This window comes from Aeromonas sp. 84A, from assembly GCF_051919345.1.
Lineage (GTDB): Bacteria > Pseudomonadota > Gammaproteobacteria > Enterobacterales > Aeromonadaceae > Aeromonas > Aeromonas veronii.
In genome coordinates, this window is the sequence record NZ_JBQBEW010000001.1 from 1,808,771 (window position 1) to 1,822,922 (window position 14,152).

Genomic DNA, 14,152 nt, shown 5'->3' on the forward strand with positions numbered 1-14,152 from the left:
ACGCTGACCCGTCCTGAGGACTTTGTAATCTCCTACGCCAGCGGACTTATCAAAGCAATCGGCCAAGTGACTGCCCGATGTAATATGCGACCGAAGCCGCTTGAATATGGCAACGCCGGAGAGTCTTGGTCTAATTCAGGCTGGAGAGCCCTCATAAAATAGGTGCCTAATGAGCTCCGCGACAACCGAAGGACCACTTGGAGTTGATAGCACCACGACTCCCCTTAAGGAACTCCCTTTACAGGTCAGCGGTAATGGGTATCAGGGTTGCTACCTTGCAGGTATAAGCGACGATCTTGGTAGCCTAGTGCTCTCGTTGGCAGAGAGTGTGAATCCATTCCTTGCGAATGCCATCAAGCAACACCAGACCGAACAGGAAGAGGAAGCTACCGAAGCGGCCATTAAGACGTCCTCCCTGAACACGACAGAGAAGGTGCAATTAATCAAAGATCGCATCGGCCAAGGCCTTTTCCGCATGAACCTAGAGAAGATAGAACCTGCTTGCCGGGTTACCGGCGTAACCGACAGGGCTTAACTCATCGCCAGCCACATCAAGCCCTAGAGCAAGAGTAACAACGACGACGCCTTGACGGGCACAATGGCTTGCTTATCTTCCCCCATATCGACAAATTATTTGACCAGGGGTGGATAAACTTTTCTGACTCCGGCGACTTACTATGTGCCGAAGCAGGCATCGAGCAGGCCCTTCAGCAGTGGGGAATTGCTCTACCCATGAATGTCGGTCTATTCAGCCCCAAGCAGACTAAGTTTCTCACCAATCACCGCGCCGAGATCTTCAAAACAGCTCCTGCCTAACCTTAATCCCCGTCACATTCAACATCCGTCATATCTTCCTTTACGTGACCCTGCAAGCGCGTTTTACGCTGGCGGGCGAGATACCGAAGTGTTCAGCTGTCAATTTAATGCTCGCTGAGTTTTCTTTGCGCCAGACAGAGACAGCTGCATCGTCAATAGTCTTTTCACGTCCGAGTGCCTTACCCTCTGCCCTCGCCTTGGCGATCCCGGCCATCTGTCGGGTTTTGATGTTCGAGCGCTCCAGCTCTGCAACAGCGGCCAACATGGTTAGCATGGCTTTGCCGATGGGCGTGGACAGATCGAACCCCTCCCGTAAACTGATGATTGAAACTCCCTTGCCTTGTAGTGCTTCAACCGTATTCAACACGTCGATGGTATTGCGCCCAAGGCGGTCGACAGCGGGTACGATCAGTGTGTCGTCCTTGCGTATGAACTTGAACAGTTCGGCAAACCCAGGACGCTGTAGCGCCTTCACAGCCCCCGATACCCCCTCATCAGCAAACCACGTCTCAATCTTGTGAGTCTGTTCAATGCTGTGACGCTGTGCCCCAATGCTCTGTTCGCCAGTGCTGACCCTGAGGTACCCAATTACCGCCATGATGCGCCCCTTAATTAGCTCATAATCTATGGCTCTAAGTGTAGGTGTGGCTCATATGTAAAACAACATATTTGAGCCAGTGATTTGGGAGGGATTGCTGAATAGATCAAAAGGTACACGTTTTGAGCTATTCTCGACGGCAATATTTGTGTCACCGTGACGAATAGTCGGCAACCTAATAAAGGTTCGCCCTGGCGCCATTGAAGGCCATGTCGACAATCTTGTCTTTCACACCGGGTTTGCGTGCTTCATAGGTATAGGTGAGCTGGAAGACATGGGGCAGGGCTGCGGCAACGGGCATGATCTGCTGCGGTCTTGCCGTGGCGGTATATGCGATCAAATTGGCAGCGAGAGCAGTAAATGGTGAGGGTGGCTATGAGGAATGCTGAATCTCAAAAGCCACCATAAAACATGATGCTCAACTGATTGGAGGCACCACCTTTTTACGTTTGTACCAAGTTCCTTTACAGCAAGCGATTTTGACTCATTGACACTTTCACACGGCATTGTTGGGCAATCTAACGCTCCGTTGAATTCATACAAGTCCGGCGGAATGATGCATCAAGAATAAGGTCTTCAGCGTCACTTGGATTTCGGAAGCTAATCCATTTCGTCATTCCGGAGACACATTGTTCTAGTCGTGCATAATCAACTGTGCTCGGTGGAATTGTTGCAGTAAAACAGCCAACCACCCTCCAAGATTCACGTACCTTCTGATCAGACTCATCATTGGCCAACACAACTGCGTAGCCAGATGTAACCGAAACAACATCGACCTTATGCATAGGGAACGAACCCCTCAGCTTTTCCATAAGAGTTTCAATCTCTTTTGTTGATACAGAGTGTTCCGTAGTGCACTGCTCGCCAGAAACGCACTTGAGGTTGCATATCGGCAGCAGCCTCGGTTGCGGAGAAACGCACGCCGCCAGAAAAAACAGCTGAGTTACCGCAATAAACCTGCTGCGCCGATAGATCATGGTCGCACCTTAATCACAGAAAGATCTGCGAGCACATTCGTCTCGAAAGAGGTGTTTTTTTGAGCTATATAGCCAAGTACACGAAGGCTTAAATCGCCGTCAGAAAAGCGGAGTTCATTGCCGTTTTTCTCAACATGGTGCTTTTCTTGATGTTCATGGCGTTTGTACCCTCCGCCAAGACCGATTCCAAAAAAGCGCGCAGATCCGCTGCCGCCGACAGAGAAATCGCGAACATAATCGTACTTCCACGTGTTGGTAGACTTAAAGAGAATATTGAATCCTCGCATAACAACTAACGCGGTGGGATAGTAGAGGAGCGTCCCTTTAGGGCCAAGGTACCTTTCAAAGGTTCGTTTGTTCTTCAGTATTAACTTATTTCCAAAGAGGTTCGGATCAAACCATGATGGAGGCTGGACAGGTACGATCATGCACGCCTTGCACCCTAGCGTCACATCTTTGGTGTGAGAAAATTCTTCTTCAATCTTAGTGGATGAAGAGGCGTTAACGGACGCACTAAACCAACCATAAGAGCCAGAGACTGAGCTAGACCAATCGACAGACATGCTCTCTTTCGCAGTACTAAACTCATTAAACGCAATGCTAAATTGCCCGTTCGAACCACCGACTATAGTGTCAAAAGACAGGTCGGGGAATATCACAGGTCTATCGGCATACTGTGCTGTATCCCCTGTGGGTAGAGATGCGAGGTAAGGCAGTGAGAACTTTGAACCGTCTGGGTACTCATCATCAGGACGCCGCGGGTACCTAATTCGAGACCCGATAGAGATCATCTTGTCCCACGCCTCCTTGATATCCCTTTGGTCCACGTCTGAGTACTGTTGCCGACGCAAGCGTTCAAGTGTTCCGTAGGTGTCGGCAAGTGCTCTTCCATGGGCATCTATGTCATTTGCGTTTCCATAGCGGTTACTCCACTGTAAGTACTGAGACAAGTCGCCGTACGGAATTCCGCGAAGCTCCGCATACTCTTTCCACGCATCGGCATCTTCCCGGACAAGACGTCGAACCTCCTTCTTGATGTTGTCTACGCGGACAACTTCGGCGTTAATCTTGCTGACTACCTCTGGAGGGAGTTCGATCGCCTCAACAAGCTGCAAGGCGGTTTCAACAAACCTCTCATATTCTCGCGCTAGCGTTCTATTAGTGACAGTAAACTGATCACTTAGTGGTTCAGGTTTTAGCGTTTGGTCGACTTTATTCAAATAGGTGAAGTACGAGAACCAGCGGTAGTGCTTTGCGAAATCCAGAGGCTCGGCAATTGTTTGTAGTTGAAGATACTGATTCGCTTTTATGTCGCCTTTAACTTGGCCCTTAACAAACTCATAAAATAGGTCGAATGTGGCCTTATAGTGATCAAGCGGCTGGATTTCTTTCAGGTTGGCAATATGCGGCATTGTTGTCTCCTTTGCTTTTGTGGTGCGCGAAGCAAACATAGCTCTTTGAGGAAGTGCTGTGGGTGATACTCGTGAGGCCCAATAATTTATAGATGGTATTCCGCCGCCTATCCACAGTGTTGACCGCAAAATCTGAGTGGGCTGATAGGGTGACACGGTACGAATAGGCGGATCGCGTATTTGGATTTGACCCCATAGGTCCAGACACTTTTTCCCGCTTAGGGTTGTGATACCCGACTGCGCAGAAATTCCCGTGGTGAACGGTATCCCAAGGCGCTGTGCGGGTGGTGCTCGTTATAATGCTCAAACGCGATAGCCAAATTGCCTACCGCTGTTCGGCTATCCGGTTTTGGCATCATCTCGATATAGTCTCGCTTCATCGTCTTCACGAAGCTCTCCGCTATACCGTTACTCTGTGGGCTTCTCACTGCTGTCGTTCTGGGCTCCAACCCGATTTCTCGTGCAAACGCGCGGGTCTCATGGGCTCGATACGCCGAGCCATTATCAGTCAGCCACTCCACCGGTGATGCCGGCAACGAATCCCCAAAGCGACGTTCGACAGACCTCAGCATGACATCTTGCACAGTGTCACTATCGTAACCCCCAGTACTGGCCGCCCAGTCCAACGCTTCCCTATCGCAGCAATCCATGGCGAACGTGACACGTAGTTTTTCACCGTTATCGCAGCGAAACTCGAAGCCATCTGAGCACCACCGTCGATTGCTCTCCTTGACGGCAACACGCCCCTTATGTGCCTGCTGGGCCAATGGTGCAGCTGGTTTTCTTTCCAGCAGCAAGCCATGTTCGCGCATGACGCGATATACCCGCTTAGCGTTTACCACAGGTTGTTCTGTTGCCTCAGACTGACGCCGTAACAGCGCCCAGACCCGGCGATAGCCATAGGAGGGAAGCTCTGCCATCGCCTCCATGATACGGCCAAGTAAGGCTGCATCATCACGCTGGCGATGATGACGACCATCTTGCCAACCCGGTTTTCGATGAACACGAACGGATAGCTGCGCACGCGATACATTAAGAGCCTGGCTCACAGCACTTAATCGTCGTCCCCCGGCAACAAGGGCGCATGCGCAATCCATTTTTTTGCTCGACCATACTCCACGGCTTCTTTGAGGATCTCGTTCTCCATGGTCTTCTTCCCGAGCAGACGCTGAAGCTCTCGGATCTGCTTGATGGCAGCAGCCAACTCGGAAGCAGGAACAACATCCTCACCGGCGGTGATCGCCGTGAGAGACCCTTCTTGGAATTGCTTACGCCATTTGAAAAGCTGGTTTGCGTTGACGTCGTGCAAGCGAGCAACATGAGAGACGGTCATCCCGGGCTCAAAGGTCTGCTGCACGATGGCGATCTTTTCTTGTGGAGTCCGGCGTCGACGGCGCTCGGCCCCTGTTAACACTTCGACCATCTTCTCGTTGTGACTAGTACTGAACATAGCTCCAAGACTACCTCTTAAGTTAAGAGGGGCGAAGTGTCTGGATCTTCAAGGGGCCAATCTAGTATTTGAGAATCTACTGTCGTTTAAGTGTGACCTTGGCCTATGAAGCAGAGCGAAAATGGCTGGGCTGATTGGCGCAGTGAAGGGTGCAACCTCAATAGGTGCTCCCAGATTTGTTCCCATGATGAAAACCTACATTTCAAACCAAGGGTAGGCACGGCTTTGCAACTGTTCGCTAGCTAACTTCTGTATGTAGTGGTCTAATCATCCCGGACACCATTTTAGGTGGTACAGTCGCCACCATGACCTGAGGTGTTCAATGACAAGATTACGTCGCTCATTTACTGCCGAATTCAAACTCGAAGCCGCATCCTTGGTGCTCGACCAGGGATATTCTGTCCCTGAAGCCAGCCGTTCACTGGATGTCGGTGAAACCGTACTGCGCCGCTGGGTTCAGCAACTGCAATCCGAACGCAGTGGCACTACCCCAATCAGCAAAGCGCTGACTCCGGAGCAGCAGAAAATCCAGGAGCTGGAAGCCCGCATCAATCGGCTCGAGCGCGAAAAGGACATTCTAAAAAAGGCTACGGCTCTCTTGATGACGGACGAGTTCACACGTACGCGCTGATAGACCGATTAAGAGAGCAAGCCCCCATCACCCTGGTCTGCTGCGCTTTCGATGTGCCCACTTCCTGTTTTCACGATTATCTGGCCCGCAGGCGGGCGATTAACCGTGAGCGTATGCAGCAGCGCTCTGAGTTGCGCCGTTTGTTCAAAGAAAGCCGGAACTCAGCGGGCAGCCGTGCCTTGATGTCGATGATGCGGGAGCTGGGGTATCAGATTGGTCGATTCAAAGTACGTAACCTGATGAAGGAAGCCGGCCTTGCATCCAAACAGCCGGGCACACACCGCTATAAGGTCGCTCGGTCTGAACGACCGGACATTCCCAATCTGCTAGCCCGCGAATTTGATGTCCAACAACCCAATCAGGTGTGGTGTGGCGATATTACCTACGTCTGGGCAGGTGGTCGTTGGCATTACCTGGCAGCGGTGCTTGACCTGCATACCCGGCGGGTTGTGGGGTGGGCGATGTCAGATAAACCAGATGCCAAGCTGGCCATCAAAGCACTTGAGATGGCGTATCAGCAGCGGGGTTGTCCGTCAGGCGTGCTGTTTCACTCTGACCAGGGCAGCCAATATGGCGGCCGAGCATTTCGGCAACGACTGTGGCGCTATCGCATGACCCAGAGTATGAGTCGGCGTGGCAACTGCTGGGATAACGCCCCGATGGAACGGTTGTTCAGAAGCCTGAAGTCAGAGTGGCTCCCGGCTATGGGATATATGAGCGTGCGGGAGGCGAAGCAGGATATCAGTTATTACCTGATGGATTACTACAACTGGCGGCGTCCACATCACCACAATGACGGGATACCGCCAGCAAAAGCCGAGATTCGGCCTAACCAAGTGTCCGGATTTAGTTGACCACTACATTCTGTATTGAAGCAAGAGCCTGTTGTCTAGGGAGCCCCAACCCTGACCGAACTGAAACCATCAGAACTGCGCAGAAGGGGAAGGTGGTAGCGGTTGCGCTTCAGTCCAACCAAAAGAGCAGGGCGAGCAATCGAGACCCGACGAATGCGCATATCTGCCAGCCAGGGAAACCTCTGCCCTCTGGCTAGCCGCTTTATAGCATAAGGCGGTGGCACTGATGACCGGGTAGCCTCAACCACGAGGGGTAACGAAACGCGGCACCCTTTCCGGCTGAACGGGAGGATAAAACTGCGATTGGTGAGTGGCCTGAAACTGGCCATTAGATGAGGGCGCAAAAAGGAGTATCCAGAAAAAATGCCCCACAAATGCCCCACAAAACAGGGATGCCCGAAAAGCACAAGGGCCTAGCCGAAGCTAAGCCCTTGTTGAATGTGGTCGGTGTGAGAGGATTCGAACCTCCGACCCCTTCGTCCCGAACGAGATTGCCACGATGGCTTTGGGGCTTTCATTCAATCTTACAAAATCAGTCATCCTTATAAACCTCGCTATCTTCGCCCCAGTTGGGTGGATTCACAAACGTGACTGTCGATTTCACCTGCATGCTCCCGTGGTTAACGCCAGAATTTTCTCGCGGCCCCCCATCGCCGTACTTCTTGGGAGCCAGCTTTGAGGCCAGCCATTTACGAGCATCGATCTGCAGGCGGGCACGGGCAATCACATCATGGTTAACTTTTACGTTCCCGTTGGCGTCGAGGAAGGAGTCCTTACTGCCGTCATCGGCAATCTGGAGGATCTCGTCGGCCAGTTTGTCGGCCAGATCCTCGCGCGCGCACGCGTACTGGTCCCTAAATTCTATGTAGCGTTCATCAGCCAACCAGCGCATCACCATGGATTTGGACGGCATACCCGGACGAGCCAACACTGCTCGTAGACTGACCCCACCAGCAATGGCGCTGCATATGGCCTCCCCCAACTCGTTCGTGTATGCGCTCCGACGGCCTCTAGTTACCGATTTGGTATTCGACGTATTGGTTTCCACAGTGGAAACCTGAGGAGTGCAAACTGGGCTCATAACCTGAGTTGTGGCGTTCACATGATCAGCGCCACTGATAGGGGCCGTAGGCATACCTGAAGATGAGGTAGCGTTAACTGGTGTTGTGACTCTTGACCATTTGTGCGTCTTGGCCCGCTTGTTAATGGCGGTATGTGAAATACCGTGCTCTATCGCTATCTGGCGCACACTCTGGCGGCCAGCACAGTACGCGAGTTCGATACTGTGCCAGTCTGGGGAATCTGTTGTATGCATAGGGGAATAGGTCATAGGCGACCAGTATTTACGATGGGGGTAGACCGGTTCCAGCCCTACAGGGGGAGGGCGATAATCATTGCACAGATGTGCGGCAATCAATCCATCTTCCCCCAGTCAGCTTCTCGCACGGCTCAATCTCTTGAGGTTGTGCTCTGTCTCCATAGTACTGTAGTGGAAGAACACCCTACCGATTTTGGTCAGTCAGACGCGGCCTTCCATCCAGATGCTCTGTGGCCCGTGTTACACCTTTCCTAGCAGAGATAGCTACGGCCTGCAGGGCCTGCTTAAGGGTCCGGCCACGGCGGGGGGACCTTGGGTTGTTAGGGTCTTCACCCTCCTTGAGGGGGCGCATCGAGCCATCTTGATAGTTGGCCTCCAGGGCGCAATATGCTTTCAAGAAGCGAGACTCTGCTGCATCACCGTCACCCTTGAGAATACCCGCCAGCCCACCACAATTCCTTACCGCCTGCGCCGCCTGAGTGTCATATTGCGAATTGAGTTGGGTGTGCCCCCTCTCCTTCATGTGATGCAGGTTCACCCTGATGAACGCGAACCATTCGCGGCCCCACTCTTCAGGCGACTTCATACCAGACAAGGCGGAGATCTCTTGGGCCAGGCCCGCCAGTTCGCCAGGCTTGGGAAAGAAGGAGCCAAAGCGCGGACTGGTCACCGCCTCCCGGTAGGTGGCCTCCACTACTGCCAGCGGGAACGGCGCCAGAGCGACAAAGCAGGCCTCCAGATAGCCCTCATCACCCCGGAGGTGCTGATAGGCATCGGTCAGGCGCTTGTGCAGAGCGGTAAAACGCGGCTTATCATTCATGTTCATAGGTAAATCCCTGCTGTTGCTGGTTATTGCCTAGGAAGCGATCAAAAATTGCATCCTGATCGGCCATCTGTTGTTGATATTTCGTTGGGCGGCTGCTGGTGGAGTGACCTGGGCTTTTGAAGTCGCGCAGGAACCAATCCGCCTTGAAGCCTTGCCAGCCCCTCACATTCCACTCATTCAAGATCTGGTCATCAGTAGCACCGGCCGCGCGGCAAGTGGCAAACTCCGTGCCCAAGGTATTGATGATTCGTTGGGTCAGCGGCTTGCCCTTCGTGTGGGCCTTTCGGATTGTCTTCACCTCGTCTACCAGCTCGGGCGTCATGTTGAGCGGGGAGAAATCCAGACCCTTGAAATCCTTTTTCAGAGCGCCAGCGACATAATTTTTATCGTTACCTTCCTTCATCCCTTTCCATTGTTCTTTATTCTTACTGTGGTCGTCTCCTGGTTGAGTGGTGGTTTTCTCCTGGCTGTCAGTCGGCGAGGACATGAGAGAAAGTATTGAAATCACTGTGATTTTTCCAAATTTTATCTGGCTGATTTCTCGCTCATCCTTCAGTTGCTTCAAAACGCGACGAATGACACCCTGGGTGAGTCCTGTTTTGCTTGCCCACTGGCTCCGGCCAAACACCAGTTGCCCCCTCTTGAGGTGAACTGTCTGGCCGCAGGCGGTGATCAGGCGATCCTTAATGGCAGCCTCGATCAGGAGACGGTTGTACAAGTGCGATCCTGCTGGGTCGTGCTCAAACAGCTCTATGATGCGGCGCTGAGCCATTACAAAACCCTCCATCCCACTCCCCTCGCAGCTTCCTCCAGACTAAATTTGGGTAAGGCTTCCCCCCGAGGCTGATTGCCCCAACTTGTTAATGTCATCGTGTAGACCTTACTGATTGATACTAGGTATGCATGCGGCATTGGCTTAATGCCCATCACTGGATCTCCGAGCTATCCGATTACAGACGCTCCTCGTGTCCAGCTGACTGACCTCTGGCAGGTGCTAGGGCTCCGTCTCGCCACAGTAGTTGGGGAAACAGGTCTGCAAGTGATGAGCACCTGTGATGTTGATCAGGGCGAACTGCTCTTCGGGATGCCTGTCATCCCCGCAGAACCGGCCGGTAAAGGGGATAACGCAAGTGCTTATGCGGTTCACCATGGTAAGCACAACCAGATGGTGGTAGATACCGAACAGCAGCAATGCGAGCTGGAGAACGGGGTGAAAATTGGGGAGGAAACCGTCAATACAGTACGAGTCGTGGTTCACTGATGTGGCATGGGTAACGCGCATGTTAGAACCTCTCGCCGGTGTGATGAGCAGTGCGACTGGCCAGGAACTCGGCCAGATCGCTGATGCGGTATTTCACCAAGCGTCCGACCTTGAGATAGGGCAGGTTGTAGCGGCCGGTAGAGCGCCAGACGGCCAATGTCGTCGCCTTCACGGCAAGGACCTCAGCGGCCTGCTTGTCACCTACGTTAACGGGAGGATTTTTGGGGTCAAAGCCGAGTTGCGCGACAATCTGTGCGGCAATCTCAGCCTTGAGATTGGCAATATCGGTGGCGGGGGGAGTGCGCATGAAACTAACCTCGTTCAGTTTGATATGACGGGGTTAGATTAGGTATTGGAAGATCTCGATTACAGACCACTCTCCGCGGAAACTGTACATCCTCCGCGGAGAGTGTAAACCTATCTAGAGATCACCTTTCGACCAAATGTGTCTCCAACAAGGCTATTCAAATCTGAACTTCTAAATTTCGACTGATTAAAGTGGCTTCGCCGCATTTTTGCGCTTAGCCTTCTCATGTTCGGAAAGCCATTTGCACAGGACTCTCTCTGTTACCCCATATGTTATGTGGTTACGACGGGCAAACTCACTCATGTTGGTGAGACCACTTTCATCCCATGCCTGCAGAGCCCCAGCCATCCGCTCTCGGTTGATTTTATGGTTAATATCGTTAGCCTTTTTCGACGCGCGCTGTAGGGCTCCATCAACACCCATTTTTATAATGCCTGACGCATTCCTCACCAGAGTCTGAAACATCAATGTAAGCCGATGATTCTGCTCCGCCAGAGAGCGGTAATGCTCACTAATGCTATGAAACCCTTTATCCATAGGAGGCTTACTGTTCAGGACGTCTACATAGATCATATGCTGCGCGGCAATCTCAGCCACTTGGGCCGGGGTGTAGAGCCTCTGAAGCTCCTCGGCCAATGCGCTTGTTTGTTCGTTGTATTCCTCCTCGGAAGTAATCTCCTTACCATGCTTCCAGCTTTGTTTATCCATTTATCGCTCTCTGATACTCCCACTGGATAGGTCGGTCCGCCAGACAGGTGGGAACTCTGCTATTCGCCCGTCGGGCTAGGCTGCCCGCTATTCGTTTGGTTTCTTGTTCCCCTCGTTCACCCGCAAATTACTGTCAGCGTTTGCTCGTCCTTCCTTCGACGGGAGACTTGATACCAGCCGCGTCCATCATGGCGCTTGTTGCCGTCTCAACGGACTGGCGCACGGGGTCAAGATCCAGACGGGCGTAGATTGCCGTAGCCTGATGAGTTTTGTGGTTAAGCGACTTGCCGATGATCGCCAGCGAAGCACCTGTCTTGGCCTGCCAGCTCCCCAAGGTGCGACGCAGATCGTGGATGCGTAAGTCGGTCATATCATAGGTCGCGGGGTCTATTCCAAACCCATCGGCCACCGCGCGATAACGTCTCTCGGCAACAACGGGTGCTTGGGCAATCTGCTGCTCAGCATGTTGACACTCTTCAGCAGTGAGCTTGCCAAGAGCCTCCAGATTGTCGAGTAAACGGCGCAAACTGGCGCGACGCAGGATTGCCAACCATGCCTTTTTTGGCTCGACCAGATGTCCAGTCTTGCCCTCGCCAGGGAACACAAAAGAGGTGTGGCCGATTCTGCGCTTACGGGTGATGAGGATATCCACGGCCTCGGGAGATAGAGGGACATTCTGCGGCGTGCCATTTTTGGTCATATTGATCCGCCAGATGCGGGCATCAAGGTCGATATCGCACCAGGCCATCTCCTGTACGTTGGAGCGTCTGGCGCCTGTCAGCTGCGACAACCAAAAGAAGTCGGCGAGACTCGACTCGTCGATTGCAGTAAAAAGGTATGGTAGTTCGGACGCTTGAACAAAACGATCGCGTGAAGGTGCCGGATTTTTTTGAATGCGGCTAGCCGGATTGGTACCGCTGAATATCTCCAAGTCGGCGGCGAAATTGAACACTGACGAAACGATGGCGAGCGCCCGGTCGGCCTGGGCTGCACTTTTTTTCGTGGTTTTGGTGTGGATCGCTTTGATATCTGCACGAGTGACGTGCGACAACTTCTTTGACTTAATCGGTTCCAGATACATGCGCAGGGTGTCGCGATAGTCACGCTTAGTGCGCTCACCGATGGGAGTGCCATCGCGCTTGCGCTTCTCGACCAAGAACTGCTCGAACATCTCGGCAAAACTTGGCTCTTCCCTGATGGCCCGGCGAGCAGCGGCAGGGTTTGCGCCGGCGGCGAACTCACCAAGAATCTTCTGCGCCTCGTTACGGGCTTGCTCGACTGTCATTTCGGGGAAAGAACCGAGCTTGATCCAAGCAATCGAGGCACCGGCACGCTTTACAACGTAGAAGGTGCGAGAGCCCGCTGCGGTGAGCCGTACCGCCAGCTTCTGTACTTCGGTATCGTATACCGTAGAGCGCTTTCCAGACTCCGGCGGAGCTAGCGACAGTAGTGCCGTTTTGGTGAATTTTAACTTAACCATGATCCAGCCTAACTCCTTCAGGCTAACACCGGGCTAACACCGGCTAACAAATTAGGCCAATATCCGTGTTAGCCCATAAAAGCAACGCTAGTCCTAAAGTCATATTTTGTATAGTGTAAAATAGATTGGTTAATGTGAGGGTGTTCACGCATTTTCTCATTCGTAATGCGAAGGTCAGGAGTTCGATTCCCCTTATCGGCACCAGATCGTGAGGGCAGGTTTCATTTGTGAAACCTGCCCTTTTTACATGGCTTTTGCCAAGGCTCGCTCCACATAGAGATAGCCAATCCCCATCACCTGCTGGGCGCGGCTGAGCTGGCCGAAACGGATATGGGTGGCGTTGACCGCATCGCTGCAGTCGAACGGGTTGGCGCCGGTCTGACTGACGATCGTTTGCAGCCAGGTTTCACCAAAGTGGCAGCTGCGGCCATAGAGCCAGATGCGGTTGATATTGAGGATATTGAGGAAGTTGTAGAGGCTCAGGCCAATGGCGCGGGCCCCTTCATCCACCAGGGCACGGATCATGGTATCCCCCTGATGGTAGAGCGCGAGCAGTTGGGCGGTATCCAGCTCTACACCAGTCTGCGCCGGGTTGTCGGCACTGGCTTGCTGCTTGAGAAAGACCCGAGCCCGTTTCTTGATGGCAAACAGCGAGGCGACTGTCTCCAGGCAGCCATAGCGGCCGCATGCACAGGCGCTGCCGTCCGGATTGATGATGGTGTGCCCTATCTGGCCGCTGCCAAACAGGGCGCCCCGGTAGATCTGGTCGTTGATGATAAAGGCCGAGCCGATACCGTAATCGACGTTGATGACGCAAAAATCCCCGTTCCCTTCCCGGTCCTGCCACTTCTGGGCCAGCGCCAGCATGATGCAGTCGTTATCCACCATCACCTCGCAACCCAGCCGCTCCTCCAGCAGGTACTTTAGCTCGACCGGTGCGTGCCAGGGTGCTTGCGGCATGGTTTGTGATACCCCGGTCGCCGGGTTGACCTGACCGTGTACCGCCAAGGCCAGCCGGATCGCCAGTCCCTTGTGGCGGCGCTTGTGCTGGTAGTAGTGCGCTTCAATCAGGTGCAGCAGTTCATCGGGGGTTTGCGGGGCAATCTTCTGGTCGCTGAATTCATCCAGCGGGGTGATCAGGTTATCCACCAGGATGCTCTCCAGATGGGTGGGGCTGATATTGAGGCAAAGAATGGCCCCCTGACCGCTGGCAATGCGGTAGCTGCCGCCATTGATGCCGCGCTGGGAGAGGTTCTGATCGCTGTGGCTGATGGCGCCATCGGCCACCAACTCGTCAAGGATCTTGCTGACCGCCGGAATGGAGAGCTCGCAGTGGCGCGCCAGGGTGGACTTGCTCGCCTCTTTTAACTGATAGAGCAGGGCAAGCAGCACCTGCTTGTTGTGGTGGCGGACCTTCTGGTTGTTCAACCCTATGCTCATCGCTTCACTAAACTCCGCTTACTGTATTGCGTGATCTTTCAGCAATTAATGCAGGTTTAACCATTCTAATCTGG

The 14,152-nt window shown here is 53.2% G+C and carries 13 protein-coding genes and 1 pseudogene; 3 read left to right on the plus strand and 11 right to left on the minus strand.

Features of this window, described 5'->3' with window-relative positions; genetic code table 11:
• The first annotated feature begins 169 nt into the window (after positions 1-169).
• A complete protein-coding gene (locus ACTG20_RS08460) occupies positions 170-535 on the plus strand; it encodes a hypothetical protein (protein ID WP_439987559.1) in 366 nt (121 codons plus the stop codon).
• A 321-nt stretch (positions 536-856) separates the two neighbouring features.
• Here the strand turns inward: ACTG20_RS08460 and ACTG20_RS08465 are convergent, their stop codons facing one another.
• The 4 genes and pseudogenes from ACTG20_RS08465 to ACTG20_RS08480 form a co-directional block, all read right to left on the minus strand.
• Positions 857-1,414 carry a recombinase family protein gene (locus ACTG20_RS08465; RefSeq protein WP_323925222.1) on the minus strand — a complete coding sequence of 186 codons (558 nt, stop codon included), beginning with the start codon at positions 1,412-1,414 and terminating at the stop codon, positions 857-859.
• A gap of 193 nt (positions 1,415-1,607) precedes the next feature.
• Positions 1,608-1,791: pseudogene (locus ACTG20_RS08470) on the minus strand (IS1-like element transposase); the annotation flags it as partial.
• A gap of 596 nt (positions 1,792-2,387) precedes the next feature.
• Entirely contained in the window at positions 2,388-3,803 is a 1,416-nt protein-coding gene (locus tag ACTG20_RS08475; protein WP_439987560.1) for a hypothetical protein, read from the minus strand.
• A gap of 218 nt (positions 3,804-4,021) precedes the next feature.
• A protein-coding gene (locus ACTG20_RS08480; RefSeq protein ID WP_100654772.1) for an IS3 family transposase occupies positions 4,022-5,226 on the minus strand; the annotation gives its coding sequence in 2 pieces (ribosomal slippage) (positions 4,022-4,908 and positions 4,908-5,226; 1,206 coding nt in all).
• Between the two features lie 349 nt (positions 5,227-5,575).
• On the opposite strand from ACTG20_RS08480, the gene ACTG20_RS08485 reads away from it, so the two are divergent.
• Positions 5,576-6,738, plus strand: a protein-coding gene (locus ACTG20_RS08485; protein WP_439987562.1) for an IS3 family transposase whose coding sequence is annotated in 2 segments (ribosomal slippage) — positions 5,576-5,831 and positions 5,831-6,738 — 1,164 coding nt in all. Because the reading frame shifts where the segments join, the coding sequence is not laid out codon by codon here.
• A gap of 532 nt (positions 6,739-7,270) precedes the next feature.
• On the opposite strand, the gene ACTG20_RS08490 is transcribed toward ACTG20_RS08485, so the two are convergent.
• The 3 genes from ACTG20_RS08490 to ACTG20_RS08500 all read right to left on the minus strand — a co-directional run bounded on the left by ACTG20_RS08490 (position 7,271) and on the right by ACTG20_RS08500 (position 9,654).
• Complete coding sequence (locus ACTG20_RS08490) at positions 7,271-8,068, minus strand: hypothetical protein (protein WP_439987875.1); 798 nt, start codon at positions 8,066-8,068, stop codon at positions 7,271-7,273.
• Positions 8,069-8,240: 172 nt separating this feature from the next.
• Entirely contained in the window at positions 8,241-8,882 is a 642-nt protein-coding gene (locus tag ACTG20_RS08495) for a hypothetical protein (RefSeq protein WP_439987563.1), read from the minus strand.
• The gene (locus ACTG20_RS08500) at positions 8,869-9,654 is read right to left on the minus strand and encodes a hypothetical protein (RefSeq protein WP_439987564.1); all 786 of its coding nucleotides are present in this window, start codon (positions 9,652-9,654) and stop codon (positions 8,869-8,871) included. The genes ACTG20_RS08495 and ACTG20_RS08500 overlap by 14 nt, the downstream gene beginning before the upstream one ends.
• 270 nt (positions 9,655-9,924) lie before the next feature.
• Between ACTG20_RS08500 and ACTG20_RS08505 the strand changes: the two genes are divergently transcribed.
• Positions 9,925-10,143: a hypothetical protein gene (locus tag ACTG20_RS08505; protein WP_144715261.1), complete on the plus strand. Its 219-nt coding sequence runs from the start codon at positions 9,925-9,927 to the stop codon at positions 10,141-10,143.
• Between the two features lie 22 nt (positions 10,144-10,165).
• Here the strand turns inward: ACTG20_RS08505 and ACTG20_RS08510 are convergent, their stop codons facing one another.
• The 4 genes from ACTG20_RS08510 to ACTG20_RS08525 all read right to left on the minus strand — a co-directional run bounded on the left by ACTG20_RS08510 (position 10,166) and on the right by ACTG20_RS08525 (position 14,078).
• A complete protein-coding gene (locus ACTG20_RS08510; RefSeq protein ID WP_144715259.1) occupies positions 10,166-10,450 on the minus strand; it encodes a helix-turn-helix domain-containing protein in 285 nt (94 codons plus the stop codon).
• A 186-nt stretch (positions 10,451-10,636) separates the two neighbouring features.
• Positions 10,637-11,158 carry a hypothetical protein gene (locus ACTG20_RS08515; RefSeq protein WP_211029013.1) on the minus strand — a complete coding sequence of 174 codons (522 nt, stop codon included), beginning with the start codon at positions 11,156-11,158 and terminating at the stop codon, positions 10,637-10,639.
• Between the two features lie 133 nt (positions 11,159-11,291).
• Positions 11,292-12,638 (minus strand): tyrosine-type recombinase/integrase, encoded by a 1,347-nt coding sequence (locus tag ACTG20_RS08520; protein ID WP_440007986.1) that lies wholly within the window; start codon positions 12,636-12,638, stop codon positions 11,292-11,294.
• Between the two features lie 243 nt (positions 12,639-12,881).
• Positions 12,882-14,078 carry an ROK family transcriptional regulator gene (locus tag ACTG20_RS08525; protein WP_194496042.1) on the minus strand — a complete coding sequence of 399 codons (1,197 nt, stop codon included), beginning with the start codon at positions 14,076-14,078 and terminating at the stop codon, positions 12,882-12,884.
• Positions 14,079-14,152: the final 74 nt, after the last annotated feature.